Origin of the sequence: Paenibacillus sp. MZ03-122A (assembly GCF_024213325.1) — a bacterium.
GTDB lineage: Bacteria > Bacillota > Bacilli > Paenibacillales > Paenibacillaceae > Paenibacillus > Paenibacillus polymyxa_B.
Genome location: NZ_JANAVI010000007.1, coordinates 77,842 through 98,121, shown reverse-complemented (window position 1 = coordinate 98,121; position 20,280 = coordinate 77,842). Strand labels below are relative to the sequence as shown.

The 20,280-nt window shown below is 47.1% G+C and carries 17 protein-coding genes and 1 riboswitch; of the genes, 16 read left to right on the top strand and 1 reads right to left on the bottom strand.

The window, feature by feature from the left end:
• The first annotated feature begins 6 nt into the window (after window positions 1–6).
• The 13 genes from NLX74_RS16445 to NLX74_RS16385 all read left to right on the top strand — a co-directional run bounded on the left by NLX74_RS16445 (window position 7) and on the right by NLX74_RS16385 (window position 17,313).
• Window positions 7–1,344, top strand: coding sequence for an O-antigen ligase family protein (locus tag NLX74_RS16445; RefSeq protein ID WP_071639860.1), 1,338 nt, complete (start codon window positions 7–9; stop codon window positions 1,342–1,344).
• Between the two features lie 4 nt (window positions 1,345–1,348).
• Window positions 1,349–2,119 carry a WecB/TagA/CpsF family glycosyltransferase gene (locus NLX74_RS16440; RefSeq protein WP_028543109.1) on the top strand — a complete coding sequence of 257 codons (771 nt, stop codon included), beginning with the start codon at window positions 1,349–1,351 and terminating at the stop codon, window positions 2,117–2,119.
• 5 nt (window positions 2,120–2,124) lie between these two features.
• Window positions 2,125–3,567, top strand: a complete 1,443-nt coding sequence (locus NLX74_RS16435) for an O-antigen ligase family protein (RefSeq protein ID WP_254329330.1) — start codon at window positions 2,125–2,127, stop codon at window positions 3,565–3,567.
• Window positions 3,568–3,572: 5 nt separating this feature from the next.
• Window positions 3,573–4,952, top strand: coding sequence for a lipopolysaccharide biosynthesis protein (locus tag NLX74_RS16430; protein WP_061830278.1), 1,380 nt, complete (start codon window positions 3,573–3,575; stop codon window positions 4,950–4,952).
• Between the two features lie 22 nt (window positions 4,953–4,974).
• Complete coding sequence (locus NLX74_RS16425; RefSeq protein WP_023987421.1) at window positions 4,975–5,814, top strand: glycosyltransferase family 2 protein; 840 nt, start codon at window positions 4,975–4,977, stop codon at window positions 5,812–5,814.
• The gene (locus tag NLX74_RS16420) at window positions 5,801–6,988 is read left to right on the top strand and encodes a glycosyltransferase family 4 protein (RefSeq protein WP_254329329.1); all 1,188 of its coding nucleotides are present in this window, start codon (window positions 5,801–5,803) and stop codon (window positions 6,986–6,988) included. The genes NLX74_RS16425 and NLX74_RS16420 overlap by 14 nt, the downstream gene beginning before the upstream one ends.
• Window positions 6,985–8,133 (top strand): glycosyltransferase family 4 protein, encoded by a 1,149-nt coding sequence (locus NLX74_RS16415; RefSeq protein WP_254329328.1) that lies wholly within the window; start codon window positions 6,985–6,987, stop codon window positions 8,131–8,133. Before NLX74_RS16420 ends, NLX74_RS16415 begins: the two co-directional genes overlap by 4 nt.
• Window positions 8,134–8,161: 28 nt before the next feature.
• Entirely contained in the window at window positions 8,162–9,262 is a 1,101-nt protein-coding gene (locus NLX74_RS16410; protein ID WP_023987424.1) for a glycosyltransferase, read from the top strand.
• A gap of 5 nt (window positions 9,263–9,267) precedes the next feature.
• Window positions 9,268–10,596 carry a UDP-glucose dehydrogenase family protein gene (locus NLX74_RS16405; RefSeq protein WP_254329327.1) on the top strand — a complete coding sequence of 443 codons (1,329 nt, stop codon included), beginning with the start codon at window positions 9,268–9,270 and terminating at the stop codon, window positions 10,594–10,596.
• Window positions 10,597–11,271: 675 nt separating this feature from the next.
• Window positions 11,272–12,648 carry a sugar phosphate nucleotidyltransferase gene (locus NLX74_RS16400; RefSeq protein WP_013309163.1) on the top strand — a complete coding sequence of 459 codons (1,377 nt, stop codon included), beginning with the start codon at window positions 11,272–11,274 and terminating at the stop codon, window positions 12,646–12,648.
• Between the two features lie 155 nt (window positions 12,649–12,803).
• Window positions 12,804–12,884, top strand: a riboswitch (cyclic di-GMP riboswitch).
• Window positions 12,885–12,897: 13 nt separating this feature from the next.
• Window positions 12,898–14,472 carry a glycosyl hydrolase gene (locus NLX74_RS16395; RefSeq protein WP_254329326.1) on the top strand — a complete coding sequence of 525 codons (1,575 nt, stop codon included), beginning with the start codon at window positions 12,898–12,900 and terminating at the stop codon, window positions 14,470–14,472.
• 48 nt (window positions 14,473–14,520) lie between these two features.
• Window positions 14,521–16,818, top strand: coding sequence for a PD-(D/E)XK nuclease family protein (locus NLX74_RS16390; RefSeq protein ID WP_039269536.1), 2,298 nt, complete (start codon window positions 14,521–14,523; stop codon window positions 16,816–16,818).
• 312 nt (window positions 16,819–17,130) lie between these two features.
• Entirely contained in the window at window positions 17,131–17,313 is a 183-nt protein-coding gene (locus NLX74_RS16385; protein ID WP_039269538.1) for a hypothetical protein, read from the top strand.
• 53 nt (window positions 17,314–17,366) lie between these two features.
• Here the strand turns inward: NLX74_RS16385 and NLX74_RS16380 are convergent, their stop codons facing one another.
• A complete protein-coding gene (locus NLX74_RS16380; RefSeq protein ID WP_039269539.1) occupies window positions 17,367–17,735 on the bottom strand; it encodes a helix-turn-helix domain-containing protein in 369 nt (122 codons plus the stop codon).
• A gap of 327 nt (window positions 17,736–18,062) precedes the next feature.
• Between NLX74_RS16380 and NLX74_RS16375 the strand changes: the two genes are divergently transcribed.
• The 3 genes from NLX74_RS16375 to NLX74_RS16365 all read left to right on the top strand — a co-directional run bounded on the left by NLX74_RS16375 (window position 18,063) and on the right by NLX74_RS16365 (window position 20,263).
• Window positions 18,063–18,812, top strand: coding sequence for a YveK family protein (locus tag NLX74_RS16375; RefSeq protein WP_069291330.1), 750 nt, complete (start codon window positions 18,063–18,065; stop codon window positions 18,810–18,812).
• Window positions 18,793–19,479: a CpsD/CapB family tyrosine-protein kinase gene (locus tag NLX74_RS16370; RefSeq protein ID WP_254329325.1), complete on the top strand. Its 687-nt coding sequence runs from the start codon at window positions 18,793–18,795 to the stop codon at window positions 19,477–19,479. Before NLX74_RS16375 ends, NLX74_RS16370 begins: the two co-directional genes overlap by 20 nt.
• Before the next feature lie 85 nt (window positions 19,480–19,564).
• Window positions 19,565–20,263 carry a sugar transferase gene (locus tag NLX74_RS16365; protein WP_039269544.1) on the top strand — a complete coding sequence of 233 codons (699 nt, stop codon included), beginning with the start codon at window positions 19,565–19,567 and terminating at the stop codon, window positions 20,261–20,263.
• Window positions 20,264–20,280: the final 17 nt, after the last annotated feature.

The following is a 20,280-nucleotide window of genomic DNA, read 5'->3' as shown; positions in this document are numbered from 1 at the left end:
TGGAACATGAGTAACTATCCTTGGACTACTAGAATAAACACCATACAGCATGTTTTTATTTTTCTACTGGGGGCTCTTGCTGTAGGAATTGCGGCTACCTATCAGCCGGTGGTCAGTATTGCGGCGGTATGTTTACTGCTCTTGCTGGCTGTTTCCATACATCATCCGGAGCGCATCAGCTACGCTGTTTTGCTAAGTACAGCAGTCTCAGTCGATTCTCTGTATCAGGGTGGCGTGTTCGGTATTGAGATTTTGTCATTGTACAAATTGGGCATTTTGGCTCTGCTGGTGCCGTGCATGCTCGTGTATGGCATACGTCTCAAGTTCAGCTATCCGGTCTGGGCATTGGTGATCATGCTGGGGATCACATTTGGATTTTCAGCATGGCTGCCTTTGTTAACGACCTCGATTGCCGTCAAGGCGTTCGTCGGTTTATCACTCCCTTTCTTTTTTTTACTGATCCAGTGGAAAAAGGATGTGGCAGAAAAGCATATCCGACTGATCAGTTTGTTGCCCATTATTAGTGTGGTCATTGGACTGGGTTTGCAGGTTCTAGGGCTGCATTCGTTTACGGATGTAGAATTTACGGGCGCAGTCAGAGTACAAGGAGCGAATATACCGCCGCATCTGGCAATGCTCTCCTTTCTCGGAATTGCTGTCTCTCTAATTGAGGTCAAGCGTAAACCCAAGCAAGCCGCTTTTTATTACACTGTGTTGGCACTGAACTTTCTGATTCTGATCGCCACCGGTACACGTGGACCGATTCTGGCATTGTTATTAATGTTTGCTGTGTATCTGTTTGATATTGCCCGTCAGTACCTCAAGGGGAAAGTCAATTATTTGCTACCGCTGGCCGGATCGTTTTTGGTTGCTCTGGGGGCGGTGGCCCTGCAATGGAACAATTTAAAAAAACGCTCCTTCGAACGGGAGACCGATACAGGCATTGACCTGTCGGGACGCTCGGAGGCATGGGAATATTTTTTGAACAGAGTACATGATTACCCTTGGTCAGGGAGAGGTCTTGGCGCGGTAACGGTCGCGAACGACGGGACATTATTCAATGGCTTTGTTGTACCGCATAACGAGTATATACGCTTTTATTTTGACACGGGATATATCGGTTGCGGGCTATTAATGCTTTCATTGCTGATCGTGTTCGCTCTCATTTACCGGTCGCTTGCCAAGTCTATCAAACCTTATTTTGCAAGCTTAATTGCAGGCTTTCTGATCTACTCGTTTTCAGATAATACGTTGTCGACGGTTCAGATGATTATTCCATTTTGCTGGTATTTGAACGCGTTATACCAGACATCTACTCAAACCGATTTTCGCAAAGAGAAGTGATACGATGAGCAGAGTGAACATGTTCGATGTCAACTTTGATAATTACGATTTTAATGATCTACTCGAATTTATAGATACTTCTATTGAACATCAGCGTCATTCCTACATTTTGACCTGTAATGTCGATCATGTGATCAAGCTTCGCAAGGATGATGAATTCCGCAAGGTGTATTCGGATGCCGGAGCTGTAGTGGCCGATGGGATGCCTATCATATGGGCGTCCAAGTTACTGAAAAAACCCCTCAAACAAAAGGTGTCCGGGTCAGATTTGTTCACTCGGCTGGGAGAGGCTTTTGAGGATCGAGGCTATCGTTTATTTTTTCTGGGTGCAGCTGACGGTATTCCTGAGAAGGCTATGCTCAATCTCCAGGAATCTTATCCGAACATGAATGTGGTGGGCTGTTACTCTCCTTCTTATGGCTTTGAGAAAAACGAGGAGGAGAATAGGCACATTATCCAACTGCTTCAAGAGGCTCGCCCGGACATCGTTTTTGTAGGTGTAGGCGCACCTAAACAGGAAAAATGGATCTACAGATATTATGAGACTTACCGTGCTCCGATTTCGATTGGGGTGGGAGCGACCTTTGATTTCCTGTCGGGAAATGTGAAAAGAGCACCGGAGCTGATGCAGAAGACGGGATTTGAATGGTTCTGGAGGTTGTCTCAGGAGCCTAAACGATTGTGGAAAAGATATTTGATTGAGGATTCCCAATTTCTCGTTCTGCTGTTTAAGGAGATGTTCAAGCGGAAGCGGATGAAGGGAGGTCAGGGGTGAGAAACATGAGTCGGTTGGCAGATCAGCAGATTTCCGTTTGGCTAGGAAATCGGCGTGGAATCAGCATGATCGGCATGGGATTGCTGGCTTGTATACTGCCACTCGCCATCGGATTTGTCAGCGCCAAGATGAATCCCACCATGAGCCAGCAGGGAGCCATATTGCTGGCGCTCGTTTTTCCGGCCTTCCTGCTGGCGATCCTGCAATCGCGGCTACTGATTCCTTACACACTGGCAGTGTGGGCAGTAGGCCCGGAAATCCGCCGCATTGCGGATTGGATGGAGGGAACATATCACTCGGTTTCCTTGTTGAGCGTGGCACCGCTGCTGGTAAGCAGTATGTTGATTATTCCTGTGTTGCGAGGCATTCATCAGGCGGAAAAACCCTTGACCCGAATTGCTGTATTTTTCGGCATAGAATTGGCCTACGGAAGTGTGGTCGGGTTATTCAAAAATGGTATTGTTTTTGCTTATGATTTAGCCAATTATGTGGTTCCTTTGATCCTGTTGCCTTATCTTGCGATTAAGCCCATGAAGGCGAAGGAGCTGGACCGACTGCTGTATTCATATGCCAACATTGCTGTTCTTGTGGCAATTTACGGCATTATCCAGTACTTGACGGTGCCTCCGTGGGATGCATTTTGGATGAATCATGTAGAAATGAATTCCATTGGTGTTCCAGAACCACTTCAAATCAGAGTATTTTCTTCCATGAACTCGCCCGGTCCCTGCGCTATTTTCCTGGCGATGGCACTTGTACCCATGCTAATGGAAAAACGTTGGCGCGGCACTTTGGGATGGATCGGAATCTTGCTGACGGTCGTTTGTCTCTTAATCACGCTGGTACGTTCAGCCTGGCTAATTGCCTTCGTCATGTTGCTGGCTTACATTCTCAGTTCATCTTCCAAGGGAAAGTGGAAAACCTTGTTTCAACTAGCTCTAGTTGGCCTTCTTCTCTACATCATTGTTCCAAAACTTCCAGGGGCAGAAGGTTTGGTGGCTCGCATGCAGACGCTGACGGATATTCAGCAGGATCATTCGTACAATGAACGTTTGGATTTACTGCATACGATGCTTCCGGCGATTGCTAGCAATCCGGTCGGGCAGGGGATCGGGAGTGTAGGAATCGGAACCAAGCTTGATAACGGCGGCGATCTCGGCGAACTTGGGATTATGGATAATGGATATATCGCCATTTTCCTCACCTTCGGTATTTTCGGGGCATTCTTTTTCTTCGGTGGTCTGTTCGTTATCATCAAGCGCCTTCTCGCCCGTATTGCCGAACGAGATGCCAGTCAGCCTTATATCAGACTGGCGTTGGCTACGTGGGCCGGAGCTGTAGCCAGTCTCATATCAGATAATGGTTTCCCCGGTATGCGCGGCTATCTGATCTGGATGATGATCGGAATAGGACTATGGGCAAAAGATGTCATCGCGGAAAGAAGGTAAAGGCTGTGCAAAACTTACAAGCATTATCCGCACCTGTCCGGACACTATGGTCCACAGTGATTCGGTTTGCCAAAAGCAAGGATAACAGCTCTGCAGCAGTAAAAACGATGATATTCAGTATGCTGATTCTCGTCGTGAATATGCTGACTGGTGTGCTAACGGCACGATTCCTGGGTCCTACTGGACGCGGGGAACAGACAGCGATGGTGAACTGGTCCCAATTTCTCGCCTTCTGCATGAGCTTCGGTGTCCCGTCTGCATTGATTTACAATGCGAAAAGGAAACCGGAGGAAACGGGCAAGCTGTATGGTCTGGCCTTGCTGCTGGCTACCATGTTCGGGGGCTTGGCGACACTCGTCGGAGTTTTTCTAATTCCTTATTGGCTGCGCTCTTTTTCTTCATCGGTCATACTTTTCGCGCAGTGCTCCATGATGATGTGTCCGCTCATAGCGATTTCACAGATCAATAATGCATTGCTTCAAGTTCGCTCGGAATATAAGCAGTACAATTTATTCCGGTATCTGGTACCGCTGAGTACACTGCTGGGTCTAGCGATTCTGATCTTAACCGGAAATATGAATCCGTACACCTCGGCATTGGCCTATTTACTGCCAGGCTTGCCGATTTATATCGGTGTCACGATACGAATGATTCGGCTGTACAAACCAAAGGTAAAGAACAGCTGGACGCAATTTAAAAATCTCTTTACCTACGGTATGGGTTCATACGGAAATGATCTCATGGGGCAGGTTTCCACTTATATTGATCAGATTTTGATTGCGGGTCTGCTCAGACCCGCTGATCTCGGTTTATATGCAGTAGCGGTCAGCTTGGCCAGGATGGTGAATGTATTTTCTACCTCGATCATTGTCGTGCTGTTTCCCAAAGCCTCTGGTCTGAATAAGGAAGAGGCGGTGGCCATAACATTTCGGGCATTTCGAGTGACATCAACGGCAACCTTTCTGGCTGCGGCGATGCTGATGCTGATTGCTCCGTTTGTATTTACATTGTTATATGGTCAAGAGTTTAAACAAGCGCTCACGGTATTCCGGTTCTTGGTGCTTGAGGTTGCTATCAGTGGAGGGACCATGGTGCTGGCACAACAATTTATGGCGTTGGGTAAGCCCAAACTGGTTACCATTCTACAGGGTGTCGGATTGGCGCTCGTCATTCCATTGCTGTCCATACTCGTGCCGAGATATGGATTGACGGGTGCAGGGATAGCAATGCTGTCTTCGGGGATTTTACGGTTCATTTTCATTTTATGTAATGTTAAATTCGTTCTAAAAATGAAGATTCCAAGACTGCTTATTTCCAAACAAGATTTTCAATGGCTCCGATCAACGATGTCACACTACATCCGGAAAAAGCCAGTTAACGGTTAGATAAAGAAGGAGGCACCCGCTAATGAACCACATGTCTAGCGTTCCCGCGGACAACCGGATATCCGTAGTTATTATCGCTCAGGATGATGGCACTCGAATCACAGCCGCCATTAAATCCTGCAAGCCCTTTGCGGACGATATCGTCGTCATTGACGGAGGGAGCAAGGACAATACGATTCAGGTAGCTGAATCCTTGGGCTGTCGGGTGTTTTCTAACCCGTGGCCGGGTTATGCCAAGCAGCGCATGTTTGGTGTTGAAAAAGCGGAATTTGATTGGATATTCCTGATTGATACGGACGAAGTAGTGGATGCAGAGTTGCTTGGAGACTTGTTGAAAGTAAAGGAAACGCTCCACGATCCGGCCAAAGCATATTCCGTATTTCGGATTGGCGATTTTCTCGGCAAATGGATGAATAAAGGCGAATATCTGGTTCGTTTGTACAATCGTCGTATTTATGGCATTACGAATAGTCTTGTTCATGAAATGCCGGATGTAGCCTCTTCCCAGATTGTCAATCTGGAGGGCGTGTTATGGCACTACGGCTTCCGCAGCATCAGTGATCATATGACCCGTTTTAATAAATATACAGATCTGGAAGCAGAGACGGCATTTAACAAAGGAAGATCCTTTCGGATTACCAGACTGTTGTGGCGGCCTCCTGCCCGCTTTGTGCAGAAGTATTTTGTCCAAGGCTTATACCGCAAGGGATTAGCGGGTTTTGCCGTAGCCGTTTTCTGGGTGATGTATGAGTTTCTCGTCTGCTTCAAGCATTATGAGCTAACCAAGCGGCGAAAAAAGATAGAAATCGTGGATGACGGACATACCGAGCAGAAAGGAGAAACCAGCTATGTCGTACAATAACGGATTTCGTATTGCGGCAACGGGGTTGAGCTGGCCGTCTTTGCAGCCAGGAGGCCTCAACACATATTTCAAATCGATCTGTGAGCAGCTTACGCTAGAGCGCAATACGTTGGATGCTCTAATCTGTAGTGACGAGCAGCCGCAAGCACCCGACCGTATTCGGATTCATACGATTGGCAGCAAGCAGCAATCCATCTGGAAGCGCCGGGAGCTAATGCAAAAATATGCAGCAGAGTTGTTCGACAAGCAACCGATGGATATATTGTATTCCCATTTTGCCCCCTATAGTGTCGGGCCAGCGCTGGAGGCGAAAAAAAGAGGAATCCCGGTAGTTACCACCTTTCACGGACCGTGGACGGAGGAAATGAAGATTGAAGGACAGGGCATCAAGCATTTTCTAAAAACGACGTTGGCTAAATCCATTGAAATGAAGGCCTACGGTCTGTCGGATAAATTTATAGTGCTAAGCGAGACTTTTCGGGATATTTTGCATGAGCACTATAAGGTTCCACTCAGCAAAATTCATATTATTCCTGGTGCGGCGAATGTAGAAAGGTTCCACCCGGCAGATGATCAAGAAGCGGTGCGGAAGCGCCTGAATTTGCCGCAAAATGCGACGATTGTGCTAACCGTTCGTCGTCTTGTTAATCGAATGGGACTACTACAGCTACTGGAAGCATGGCGACGAGTAACCGAGCGTCATCCTGATCATGTGTTGCTGATTGGAGGGAAGGGTCCCTTGATGGAGGAATTGGCTTCCAAGGTGGCGGAATACAATCTTCATAACCATGTAAGGCTGCTCGGTTATGTGTCGGATGAGGAGCTTCCCCTGTACCACCAAGCATCGAATTTGTTCGTTGTACCCACACAGGCACTGGAAGGTTTCGGTCTGATCACAGTAGAGGCGATGGCCTCGGGACTGCCGGTGCTGGCGACTCCTGTGGGTGGCAACAAGGAGATTTTAAGAGGATTCCGTCCCGAGCTTTTGTTCAAGGGAACGGATAGTGAAGCCATTGCTGAAGGGTTGCTGCGTGTGCTGGATCATCGTGAACTTCTACCGAATGCAAGGGAATGCCGGGACCATGTCCTGAGCAGGTATACATGGGGACATGTAGCGGAGCAGGTGGAAGAGGTGTTCCGACAGGTCCTTGATAGAAAGGCGGCGGCGAAATGATGAGAGTAGCTTATATTGACCATACGGCAAGATGGAGCGGCGGCGAAGTCGCTTTGTACAACATACTGACGAATATCGGGGAACATATCGACCCGCTCGTTATTTTGGCAGAGGAGGGCGATTTGGCAGATCGGCTTCGGCAGCGTGATATTGATGTGCGCATCGTTCCATTGGACGATTCGATTCGCAATCGGGGACGGAATGCCGTGAATCTAGGTGCGCCTGCAGCAGCTTTTCGTTTGCTGGCTTACGGTAGAAAACTTGCGCCCTTGCTGCGTGCGGAAAAGGTCGTGTGCGTTCACACGAACTCGCTCAAGTCTGCACTGTATGGTACAGTAGCCGCCAAATCGGCGAAGCTGCCCTTGATCTGGCATATCCGTGACCACATCGGTCCGCCGTATCTGAAGCCGATTGTGGCCAAAGGGATTCGGCTGATGTCCCGCTTTTTGCCCAACGGAGTGATTGCTAATTCCAAGTCCACGCTGAGTGCGTTGGAGTTACCCCCGGACAAAAAGACGCTTGTCGTTTATTCCGCTTTTGCCAAAGCAATTACAGCACGTGACACGGCTGCCCATGTACGTGGTGATGACTCGTTTAACGTCGTATTGGTCGGCAGATTGGCGGAATGGAAGGGACAGCATATTTTACTGGAAGCAGCACGCTCCTTTTTACCGGATCAGCGCGTGAAATTCTGGCTGGCTGGAGATGCGTTGTTCGGAGAAGAGGAATACAAGCAACGATTAGAGTCCACGATGCGCGAATACGGGTTGGCTAACGTCAATCTGCTGGGACACGTCGATGACATTCAAGGCCTGATGCAGCGTTGTGATTTGCTGATTCATACCTCTATTACACCAGAACCATTCGGTCAGGTCATTATTGAAGGCATGGCTGCGGGTCTCCCCGTGATTGCTTCCAATGAGGGTGGACCCAAGGAAACGGTGGTACCCCATGAAACCGGGCTGCTTATTGAACCGGGTGATCCGGCTAAGCTGGAAGAAGCCATCCGCTGGATGTTGGAGCATCCACAAGAACGTCAGCAGATGGGTGAGAGAGGGATGGAACGGGTCAAGAAGCATTTTGTCATCGAGAACACAGTTAAGGATATAGTTCATTACTATAAGGGTTTGTTGGCAGGAGTCTGACCGACATTCGCGTTAAAGGATGATTCTGATGAAAATAGCGATAGCACACGATTACTTAATCCAAATGGGCGGAGCGGAAAGGGTAGTAGAGGTATTCCACGATATGTATCCGGAGGCTCCTATCTTCACAACGGTGTTCAGCGACGACCGCCTGTCGCGTAACTTGAAGGATGCGGATATTAGAGCCACTTGGCTACAAAAAGTCCCAGGAGTGAAGGACAACTTCAAAGGAGTGCTGCCGCTGTATCCCATTGCTATCCGTGATTTTGATTTTAGGGATTTCGACATTGTTTTAAGCTCCAGCAGTGCATTTATGAAAAGCATCCAGGTACCCAAACATACGTTTCACATTTGTTATTGTCACACGCCGATGCGGTTTGCCTGGGATTACGATACATATATGGCCCGGCAGTCCAAATCCAACCTGCTCAAAAACATGCTCAAGCTGTACATGAACCGGTTGAAAACATGGGATGCCAAAACTTCTCGCAACGTAGACCAGTTTGTCGCCAACTCTTCGGTTGTTAAACGAAGAATTTTGCACTATTACCAAAGGGATTCGGATGTGATTTTCCCACCTATTAATACATCCCGTTTTAAACGCGCTACAAACATCGGTGACTATTACCTGATCGTATCCCGATTGGTGTCCTACAAGCGCATTGATCTCGCGATCGAAGCATTCAAACGTAACGGTCTCAAGCTGCGCATTGTGGGTGAAGGACCGGACCGTAAACGACTCGAAGGTATGGCTGCCCCGAACATTGAGTTCCTCGGCAGGCTTGAGGATGAAGAGGTTAACAAGCTGATGGCAGAATGCCGAGCACTCGTTTTTCCGGGTGAAGAGGACTTCGGTATTACGCCTTTGGAGGCGAATGCGGCCGGACGGCCTGTCATCGCTTTTCAGGGTGGGGGAGCGTTGGATACGATTGTTCCTCATGTGAACGGCGTATTTTTCCGCAAGCATCAAGTAGAGGATGTGCTGGAGGCCGTCGAAAAGGTTGAGCAACATGCGTGGAATGTGGACGATATCATTACCCATGCCCGCAAATTTGATGAAGAAAACTTCAAGGATCAATTAAAAAAGTATGTAGAACAAGCCTATGTGAACTTTCTAAAAGGAGGATGAACGGAATGAAGCTGGCTGTAATCGGTACTGGATACGTTGGGCTCGTCTCGGGTGTATGTTTTGCGCAAAAAGGTAATGAGGTGATTTGTGTCGATCTGGAGCAGCACAAAATCGACATGTTGAACCGGGCAGAATCTCCGATTTATGAACCGGGTATTGAAGAATTGATCGCGTTGAATCTGGAAGCGGGCCGGTTGGAGTTTACCTCGGATTTGGCCGATGCGGTACGCCGCTCGGATATCGTAATTTTGGCGGTAGGTACCCCTTCTCTGGCTAACGGTGAGGCGAATTTGTCGTACATTGAACAGGCGGCCGCTGATGTTGGGAGAGCCATGAACGGGTATAAGATTATTATGACCAAGAGTACTGTACCTGTCGGAACGAACGAAAAGATTAAGGACGTGTTGGCTCGTCACACGAGTTTGTCTTTCGATATCGTCTCCGCGCCGGAGTTCCTGAGAGAAGGCTCAGCCATCAATGATACGCTTTATCCGGATCGCATCATTATTGGTTTGGACAATACAGGATTGCGTGAAACCATGGTCACTCTGCATCAGGTGTTCACGGATAAAATCTATGTGACGGATATCCGTAGTGCTGAAATGATCAAATACGCGTCCAATGCGTTTCTGGCAACTAAAATTTCGTTCATTAACGAAATCGCTAATATTTGCGAAAAGGTTGGCGCCGATGTAACCTGTGTGGCTGACGGTATGGGTATGGACAAACGGATTGGCTCCTCTTTCCTACAAGCAGGGATCGGGTATGGTGGCTCTTGCTTTCCAAAAGACACAAATGCGCTTATCCAAATTGCAGGTAATGTAGACTATGAATTTAAGTTGTTGAAATCGGTGGTCGAGGTGAATACCGACCAGCGCTTTATGATTGTATCCAAGCTGCGCGAATCGCTGGGTCAACTGAACGGTGTGTCCATTGGCATTTGGGGCCTCGCCTTCAAGCCAAATACAGATGACATCCGCGAAGCTCCAGCACTGGAAATCGTAGAAACGCTCATTCAGGCAGGCGCTATTGTCAAACTGTATGATCCCATTGCGATGGATAAATTCAAGGAGCGCGTGGATCACCCGAATATTATGTGGTGCTCATCCCCACAGCAAGCCGCTGAAGGTAGCGACGCTGTGTGCCTGTTGACCGATTGGGAAGAGTTCAAAAAAGTCGATCTCGTACAACTGGCCTCCATTTTGCGCAAGCCGGTTCTCATTGACGGTCGTAACGTATTCGCTGAGGAACAGATCCAAGGCTCCGGGCTGGAATACTACTCCGTGGGTCGTCCGCGGATGAGTGGGTGGAATCGGGATAAAGTGGAAGTTTAAAAAGTGACCGAAGTGACCGATTAAAAAGTGACTGTGGCGGTGTTGGAGGCGCTGAAGGCGCTGCGCGTGCAGATTGTTCTTCCGATTGCTGTTACCCCCGGATTTTCTGGATTATATAAAACATTCAAAGGTTAAAATCCGGGGATAAAGGCAAACGCTGACGCTTCTTCAGAACAATTCTGCCCGCTCCGCTGCTTTTCGCCGTGGAGTCACAGTTTTTAAACTCCCACCTTATGGGGGGAGTAGGAAGGGCGTATCGGAGGGAGCGGCACGGTTGAAGCCGCTCCTTCCGATCAAGTACGCCATTGCGGTTGCCGAAGGCAATCTGGGCAAGGCGTTACGAAACCTCGATTACTTGAAGCTTGCAAGCACAGCGGGCAAACTCTGAGTTTTCGAACATTTTACAGGCTGACCGGACTTAATAATGTCCGGTCGTGCCTTTTGCACCACAAGGTATGATCGGGTATGATGCATTTTTGAGTAGCGCAGGGATGGATTTGAATCTGGAGAAGCGGAGCGTTCGCCTTTGACTTGGGATTCTTACATATAAATGTCTTACACAATCCAAAGAATCCCACGGCAACAGCGATCGTAAGATCAAATCCAGCCCGTAGCGGGCTACTCAACTTTGCCCCATCCGATCATCCAACCAATATAGAGAGGAAGTGGAGAGTTATGAAGCTCGTACTTTTGTCTGGTGGTTCCGGTAAAAGATTATGGCCTTTGTCCAACGATTCCCGTTCCAAACAATTTTTGAAGGTACTGGAGAGCCCGGAGGGGATTTCGGAATCCATGGTACAGCGGGTATGGAGACAATTGGGAGACAACGGATTATCAGAATCCTCGTTTATTGCGACGGGGAGAGCACAGGTCGAAATGATCCAGAGTCAGGTCGGGCCGAATACGCGCATCATTGTTGAGCCGGAACGCAGAGACACCTTTCCTGCGATTGCGCTGACAGCGACTTATCTATATTCCATTGCTGGTGTTTCCCCTGATGAAATTATAGCTATATTGCCTGTAGATCCTTATGTTGAGGATGCTTTCTTCGCTTCCGTAGCCCAGCTGGAACATACACTCCAGGAGAGTGAAGGCAAGCTTGCTTTAATCGGGGTTGTCCCTTCCTATCCTTCAGAGAAATATGGTTACATTATTCCGAAAAACGATGCCACCCAAGGTAGCACTGGCTACCGCGAAGTGAGCCATTTTCAAGAGAAACCCGACCGGGAGCAGGCGGAGCGTCTGATTGAACGCAATGCTCTATGGAACTGCGGGGTTTTTGCATTCAAATTAAGTTATTTGCTGGATATCTTGGCATCCAAGGGTTTGCCGCTGAATTATGAAGAAATGCAAAAGCAATACGCATCTCTGGAAAAAATCAGCTTTGACTATGAAGTAGTCGAGAAGGAAAAGGATATCGTAGTTCTTCCGTATGATGGTTTTTGGAAGGATTTGGGCACCTGGAATACGCTCACAGAAGAAATGTCTAATCAACAAGTGGGCAGAGGTGTAGTAACGGAGGATTGCGTCAATACGAGTCTTATTAACGAGTTAGACATTCCTGTGGCGATCATTGGAACGAATGATCTGATTGTAGCTGCTAGCCCGGATGGTATTCTTGTGACCAATAAGGCTGAAAGTCCTCGCATTAAGGAAGTGCTCAAGGCTCATGATCAGCGTCCAATGTATGAAGAACGTCGTTGGGGGCAGTATCGGGTTGTGGATTATGTCAAATATGACGAGGGTAACGAGGTATTGACCAAACGAATCCGCGTACGGAAAGGCAAAAATATCAGCTATCAGCTTCATTTCAAACGGAGTGAAATTTGGACCATTATTAGTGGTGAGGCGGAAATTATTTTGAATGAGAAGCTGCACAAAGTAAAAGCTGGTGATGTAGTTCGCATTCCTGAAGGAACGAAGCATAGCATTTTGGCTGTGACCGATGTGGATTTTATTGAGGTGCAGACTGGTTCTGAATTGGTTGAAGAGGATATTGTACGCTTTTGTATGGATTGGAATGAAATTTCCCGTCACCAATTTATCTCATAATTGTTTTCGTAAAAACGAAAAAAAGACGAATTCATGAAAATTCATAGCCCGAACTGTCGAAATTGGGCGAAAACCTGTAAATTCATGAACATGACCTATTAAATTTTGGTAAAAAAAAGTCGATACTTAGGGTAAGAAGGAATCCAAACTCCTTCCAACGATAAACGCAGCCCTGTCGAAAGGCAGGTACGCAAAGCTAAAGGGCCTTCTACAAGGATGGCAGCCTGGCTACCGAAAGGAAGAGCGAAAGTGAGATTCTATTTTATTCCTCTGTATCGACTGATACGTCATGTACTCCCCGTTGTTATGTTTTTTTCATTGTTGCCCGTCGGTTTTGGTGATTCTCTGTCTGTGGCGAATGCCGCTTCATTACAACCTGTTAATTCGGACGCTTCTACTCAGGCCCGTGAACTATACAATTATTTACTCAACATCTCAGGGAAAAAAATAGTCACCGGTCAGCATGATTATTTGGAAAGTCCGGATGAATTAAGTAACAAGGTCCAAAAAATCAGTCAGGCATATGTTGGTCTGCACGGCTATGAGATGGGTGCCATCTCTGGTCAATCCGACACTACAGAAGCAGCACAACGTAAAAATGTCGTCGATAGTGCTATCCGTTGGAGCAGATCCGGTGGTATTGTGACGATGACTTTTCATGAAGCGCTACCGGGTAGGCCACTGACTTGGGCCAATGTACAGGCGAAAGTAAGTCAGGCAGAGTTCAACAAATACGTGACCCCAGGTACTACGCAGTATAACCTCCTCATTGCCGATCTGGATAAGGTCGCTGTATCATTAAAGCAGCTTCGTGATGCAGGGGTTCCGGTTTTGTGGAGACCTTACCACGAAATGAATGGTGACTGGTTCTGGTGGGGAAACAAAACTAATTTTAATCAGCTATGGAATATCATGTACGACCGTTTTACAAACACACATCAATTGAACAATCTGCTGTGGGTATGGAGTCCGAATGCGCCCAATTCGTATACCGTCCCGTATACCCCGAAATACCCGGGGGATGACAAAGTGGACATTTTGGCAGTAGACATTTACAACAATGATTTTAAGCAAAGTCATTACGAAGGTCTGCTCGGGCTGGCACGGAATAAGCCGATTGCTATTGGGGAGCACGGTGAGATGCCTAGTTCTGAGGTGTTGCAGGCTCAGCCTAAATGGGTATACTCCATGACTTGGGGCAAGATGCTGACCGAGAATAACACAACAAACCAAATACAGGATTATATGAATGATTCGAAGAGTTTGACACGGGATGATGTGAAAAATGGGCTGGCAGCAATCGAACAACCTGGGACAGATGTACCGACCTTACCGGACGAGGGACAAAGTGAGCCTATCCCGGCTCCGACTCCTCCTTCCGTCCCTGATGTGGTATATGTGAACGGGCTGCAGGGCGAATATTTTAACAATATGAATTTGAATGGAAGTCCTGCTTTGATCCGTACAGATAGCAAGCTGGACTACAACTGGCGCGCCATTGCAGCTGATCCAAAGGTGAATGCCGATCAGTTCTCGGTTCGCTGGACGGGGAAAATCAAACCACAATATAGCGAGACCTATACGTTCACAACGATATCCGATGATGGTATTCGCGTATGGGTAGACGGCAAGTTGGTGATTGACAGCTGGTTCAAACAAAGCTGGACGGAGCGTAAAGGCAGTATTACTTTGGAAGCAGGCAAAATGGTAGATTTAAAAGTGGAATACTATGATGAAAAAGGCGACGCGATGGCACGTCTAATGTGGGAAAGTCAGCATGAAGCGAAAGCGGTGATTCCCGGAAACGCTTTGTTTCTTCCTTGATTGATACTCTTTCCCGGTCTAAAAATATGAGGAGAGAGGGTGGATCATATGATAAAAAAATGGTTATCCCATAGGTATACAATCGTTTTATCTGGACTATTAGCGGTCGTAGCTATAGCGATGATCGCTTGGTTTATATACACGCCTTCAAGAAGCGCAGAATTGCAGACGGATAAAGTAGCGGCTGCCAGTCCAGTATGGAAGCTGGGTCAGAGGGATGACTCTTCAGCGGAATTCAAAGGTATGGTCGGTAGGGATAATATCGACATTTCTACAGCAGCTGCCTCTACCGAATCGTCTGCTAAAGGAGCATTGTCAGCGTTGTCGGTAGCAGAAGAGAGTACAACAGTTCCGGTATTGCTCAGCAGTGGAGATATTCCTCCCGGTTTGAATGCGTCCACGAACCCTGAACTGACACTCCAGTATAAGCTGAATCAGATTCCTCCCAATGGTATGATATTCCGTGTTCGGATTTTGGATGCGGGCAAAGCAGTCCCGCAAATGGCTGTATTTTCAAATCATCAGTTGTCCGGTATTATTCAGATTGCCGGGGTATCCGGTACTGGGAGTGCTTTTAATTTCAAAAACAACTACGAGTTATATATACCCAAAGAGCAATTGCAAAGCGGTGTTAACGTACTCAAGCTAAAGACAGCGCGCTGCCTATACTGCTCCTCTGCAGAAGATAAAAATGTGTGGTGGACTTGGGATGACTTGAGCTTGGAGACGTTAGCTTCACCTGCGGCCGAACCGGTACACGGTAAATATATACTGACCGGAACAAATGTGAACAATAAAGAATTTTATTATGATCAGGGTGCAGTTAAGCATTTACCATACGTTCTCAAGTGGCTGGGCATTGCTTATAGTGGCAACGTCATGAGGGTGACCTGTGCCAGTAATGTGGGCAAGGCATGTACAGACGTGGATGATTACTATCAAACGTTAAAGCAGTATAATATGCAATCGTCTGCTTTGTATTTATATACAGGTGATATTAAGCTGCAAAAAGATGGTTCTCTGCCAGAGACGGCCAAGCAAAAGTTGCGCGATTATGTAAAAAAATACGGTTCTTATCTTCAATATTATGAAGTAGATAACGAACCTGGCTTATTTAATCGCTCCAAGGCGGTAAATCTGGCTGTGGCCAAGTGGTTGAATACAGAAGGCAAGCAATTGGCACCGCATCTCAAAACCGTAGCACCGGGCTGGGCCTACTGGCCAACGTACTCTACCAAAGCGTGCAAAAATCAAACCAGTGGTACGCAAAAATGCGGTGACCCAGATGGATGGGAACGGGACCCGGCGCAACGTAAACAGCTGGAGGAAGTCACCGACCTGACCAATGGACACGCCTATGGTGAATCGTATAATGAAGAGGGCGGGGGCAGCTTCGTCCAAAATTTGAAAACCTTCGGCGGTTCGAGCAATGGATTGGCGAAAAAGATGCTGAACACAGAGTTCGGCACCAATGATACGCATCGAGACAATCCAGATTACGGGGCTAGTCAGCCACAAGCAGCCGCATTCGATCGGATTATGCGTTCGCAAATCGGGTTTGCCGATATGTTTATCCAGCACGCTGCTTTTTATAAAGATTATACGCTGTTTAAAACAGGCTTCGATCTGCAAAGTCATAACCCGGCCAACACAGAAATTTATCCGTTCGGGCAAGGACAGGACACCCGCGTTAAGATCATGAGACGCTTGAGCTTAGCCTATGCCACCCATGGAAAACCTCTGACGTATACAGTGCTGAATCCAGAGGATACCAAGGACAAGATGGTCTATGTTCGTGCGGTGGATACGTCCAAGCTTAAACCGCTGGCAGGTAGCGGCGCTACTTCAGACAAATTGCTGGTGAATCTAGTGAATTTCGAAGCTACCCCGCAGACCGTTCGTGTACGGGTAACGATGCCGAAAGCCGGTTTGTACACGGGTGAACGTTTTGGAGCGGGTTCTACTTACAGTCAGGCACAGCGTTCCATATCAGGGCTCAAGGCTTCTCCTGCCCTTGATTTTGAAGAAAAGCTGGGTCCTGGCGAAGCGGTACAATATATTTTGGAATTAAAAAGTACAGATCAGACCGCAGCTTCAGCCCCAACAGGGGTGAAGGCTGCTTCTGTTCAGGATGGGGCGGTAAAGATTAATTGGCTTCAGGCAGAAGGCGTATCTTCCTATGATGTGCTGCGTGCTGACGGGACCGACGGGGCCTATCAGGTGATTGCCTCGCAAGTAGCGGGAAGCACGTATACAGACCGCACAGTAAAAGCTGGAGGCCACTATGTCTACAAAGTCCGGGCGACCGGAGGCACTCAGGTTTCCCAGGCAGCCGAGGTCGCTTAATAACAGATCGGAATGTATATAGGACCTGAGTTAACGAATACCTAACATCATTTCGAAATAAAACAAAAAAGAACCTATCAGGAGAAAATAGGACCTGACAGGTTCTTTTTTGTTGGAAAATTGTTCTGATTTGCCAATACTTTACGTATAATGAAGAAAAAAATAAGAAAATCCTTTTATATTCTCGTCATAAGACGACAACATTGCAGGTATGTATTCATATATAATAGTTTTGTTCATGACTATACATACATGGTTTTGTAGGAAATCTCTTTCCGGTGACCAAGAATAATAAAGTGAGGTTAGTGCTGAATGAACAAGGAGACAGAATTAGGGGTGAACAACCCTCTTTTTCAAAACAACGCACGGAAAGTAGACAAAGCCGCTATCGACTTGGACATCCGGGACATTTTGCTCCAATGTGGGTTCACGATGCCAGAATGGCTAGAAAACGACACTGATGGAACCACATACCGGAAGGACAAGCGCGAGTAAATTCCAACGGCTGGTCTTACTTGAGCGAGACGTGAAGCAATCGGAAGCTTTCTTTATTCCATCATTCGTTCCATTCGGACAAATGCAATAAAACGTTTGGCTTCTTCCTCAGACAAGGTACGTCCGTCAATGGTCAGGTTGAAACGTTGCAGAATATCCTCGTCGGACAGTTCAAGCTGGTCCACAAATTCCCTCACATCTGAATCCAATATTGCCGCCGGATGGGTCGTACGTCCCACCAAGTAGTCAATCGTTACCCCGAAAATATCAGCGAGCTTGGTCAGGATCTCAAAATCTGGCTTGCGCCTATTTTTTTCATAGTGTGAAAGAGCTGCCCGCGTAATTCCGAGGGATTGCGCTAGTTCCTCTTGTTTTAATCCCTTATGTTCTCGTAATTCAGCGATGCGGGTGCCATAATTCATCTGTTTTTCCTCCTGAAGGCAAGGTTAAGAAAGGTAAAAAAGCAATTTTACGCTTGACAAGATACGTTTTGTATCATAAATTAGTTATGTAAGTTACATAACGTATCTTTATTTCATAGTTTTCACTTATGTCTTCGTTTATATACCCTAAGAGGCCACCGATGATTGAGCATTTTGTGCTTATTCGCTGGCTGGACCTTCTATGCGCTATTATACAACATTTTACTATAGATTAGAGGGTCATGCATCGTTCTTTTCCCCGTTATGCAGAGGATCAGTACAAGCGTTATTGCATCGAAAACAAGTCAATCAGGGAGGACTGGTCTTGTGCAGTTGAAAGAGTACATCCGTTTGATCCGTAAAAGAATGTGGTTGATTGGTAGCATCGTACTGCTGGTATGTACTGTAGTGGGCATAAAAAATGTATATTTTACCCCGCAGATTTATGAAGCTACCGCAAAGCTCATTATCAACCAGACGCCACGACCGGATCGTGCAGGTGTCGTTGATTACAGTGTAGTTCAAACGAATATAGCCTTAACGAACTCCTATAAGCAAATTATGATCTCCTCGGCGATTATGGATCAGGTGGTCGCCAGCTTCCCCGACCTTAAGGTCACTCCGTCAGCTTTGGCGCAAAAATTAAGAGTGAACACCGCAGGTGATTCACAGGTCATGGATGTAACAATCCGCGATTTATCGTATACGAAGGCTGTAAAAACCGTCAATGCGGTAGCCAAAGTATTCAAACGGCAAATTCCCTCTATCATGAAAATGGACAATGTCACCATCCTAAGCGAAGCCAGTCTGAATGATCCAGCAGTTCCCGTGAATAGTAATCCCGCTATACAGATATTTATTGCTTTTGCCACCTCTTTATTGTTGGGAATAGGTTTGGCATTTTTGCTGGAGGTACTGGATGATACATTTAAGAATGAAGAGGATATTGAAAAAGAACTCGGTCTGCCTACCCTATCCCTGATTACGAAAATGAAAAAAGAAGATAAACGCTCTGACAGCTCCACTACAACTCCTAAACAGGTAGGTGAAGGGCAATATGCCGCGATTAATCAATAATCAGCTCGTTACATCCCTACATGCTCAGTCTTCCGTTTCGGAGGAGTACCGCATGCTTCGCACTAATATCCAGTTTTCTTCTATAGACGAGCCGATTGAGGTTATGATGGTGGCGTCCGCTCAAGCGGGTGAAGGGAGAACGGTCACGATTAGCAATTTGGCTGTAACCTATGCGCAAGAGGGGAAAAAGGTGCTGATTATGGATATGGATCTGCGCCGCTCCTCCTTGCACCATATGTTTGGTTTGCGTAATCATACAGGGCTGACACGGGTGCTTGCCAATCAACAGGCATGGCAGGATGTGGTTCAGGAAACCGGGATTGACCATCTGCATGCAATTACAGCCGGACCGAACCCGCCCAATCCGTCCGAGATGCTCAGTTCCCGTAGAATGAATGCTCTGCTGGTTGAGCTAAAAGAACATTATGACGTGATCTTAATGGATACGCCGCCGTTGCTGTCCTTTCCGGATGGCTTAATTATAAGCGCTATGTGTGACGGAGTCATTCTGGTGGTGCAGGCAGGGAGGGTCAAAAAGGATGTCGTCAAAAAAGCAAAAGCGAATTTGGAAAGAGTAAAGGCGCGCATTCTGGGTGTAGTACTTAATAATGTGAAGCGTTCGAATACCCGCGCCGAGAGGGGTATGGAGGAACGCAATCTGACATGAATAAAAAGGAGGAGAATGAGAGTATATAAAATTCTTTTAACAATGTATAAATAATAATTATCAATAAGGAGCGAGGTGATGAGACGTGTCTTCTTCCCGCTCGAACGAGGCCGAAGTGCTGGGCGCGTCAGTGGATGTATATTCGGTCGCTCATGGGCTTGAACGGCGGCAAGGATGGAACGTATACCCGTTCGTGAAGCGAAGCATGGATATTATATTGTCTTTCATTGGAATCATCGTGCTATGCCCGGTATTTCTGCTTGTCATTCTGCTGATTAAGCTGGAGGACCCAAAAGGCAGTGCATTATTTTATCAAGTACGTATTGGGAAAAATGAGCGTCCGTTTCGCATGATCAAATTTCGTTCCATGGTGTCTGATGCCGAAGCCAGATTGTCTGCACTGCTGGTGGAAAATGAAATTGAGGGTGCGATGTTCAAAATGCGGGACGATCCCCGAATTACCCGTGTGGGTCGCTTTCTTCGCAGAACGAGCATCGACGAGCTGCCACAACTGTTCAATGTACTGCGTGGGCAGATGAGTCTGGTAGGACCCAGACCCCCGTTGCCAAGAGAAGTCCATAATTACACAGTGAGGGATAAGCTGCGTCTGACGGTTACACCAGGCTGCACCGGTCTATGGCAGATCAGCGGTCGTAATCATCTAAGCTTTAACCAGATGGTAGAACTGGATTTGGAGTACATATCCAGACGCAGTTTCCGCACAGATATGATCATTATGCTGAAAACATTTCGTGTGCTGCTAGGCTCCAAGGATGCGTATTAAAGTCTTTCATTTTCACA